This window comes from Massilia sp. DJPM01 (genome assembly GCF_030348125.1).
Lineage (GTDB): Bacteria > Pseudomonadota > Gammaproteobacteria > Burkholderiales > Burkholderiaceae_D > Telluria_A > Telluria_A frigida.
This window is the reverse complement of record NZ_JAQOZV010000195.1, coordinates 1-911: the sequence shown is the minus strand read 5'-3', so window position 1 is coordinate 911 and position 911 is coordinate 1. Positions and strand designations below refer to the sequence as shown.

At 61.6% G+C, this 911-nt stretch carries 1 protein-coding gene; it reads right to left on the bottom strand.

What is annotated here, in order from left to right:
• Positions 1-911, bottom strand: a 911-nt coding sequence (locus PO883_RS34625) for an acyl carrier protein (RefSeq protein ID WP_289313825.1), incomplete at both ends; no start/stop codon positions are given.

The following is a 911-nucleotide window of genomic DNA, read 5'->3' as shown; positions in this document are numbered from 1 at the left end:
TCGGATCGCCGAACATCGCCTGCCAGTCCCAACGGTCGGCGGGAATTTCGCTGATGCAGTCGCGCCCTTCCACCAGGTTGGTCCAGAAGGCATCCAGATCGGCAGCCATCGGCATGCAGCCGCTGATGCCGACGATGGCGATCGCTTCCGGCACAGCGGCCGGGATGCTTGCCAGCACCGTTGGCGCGACCGGCTGCGATGGCAGTTTTGCTTTCTCCATAACGCTTGCCGCCAATGCAGGTGCCTGTGCCTGTGCCTGTGCCTGTGCCTGTGCCTGTGCCTGTGCCTGTGCCTGTGCCACTGGGCGTAACGGCGCCACAGCTGCCGTACGCGGCGCAAAACGGCGCACGAATACGGCGCCATGCGCTTCAAGCAGATAAGCGGTAAGGCCGGCAAGGGTTGGATACTCGAAGAACAAGGCTGGCGTCAACTCCAGGTTGCACTCCTGATTGAGTTTGTTGGCCAGTTCGGTCATGGTGACCGAGTCATAGCCGTATTCGCTCAATTCCACATCGTATTCGATGACATCGGCTTTCACTTTGATCAAGTCAGCCGCGATCCTGCGCAACATGGGACGGACTTTGTCTTCCAGCTCGAAGGAGGAATCGCTCACGGTGATCCCGTTATCTGCAGCAAGCACAGGCACAGGCGCGGCATGGCCGCCGAATACCGCCAGCAGCTTGTGCCGCTCGCCCGCAGCCACCAGCACCTGGGCCTGTCCACTGGCAAGTGCCTGGTAAAACGCTGCCATGCCCGCCGCATTGTCCATCGGGCCAAGACCGAAATTGTCACGCATATGGAGAATGCTTGCCGGATCGGGCCGCATGCTGCCATCGGCCCATAACGGCCAGTTCACGGACAGGCTGCGTCCGCTGCGCTCTCCGGCCGCCACCAGGCTATTGCGATGGACG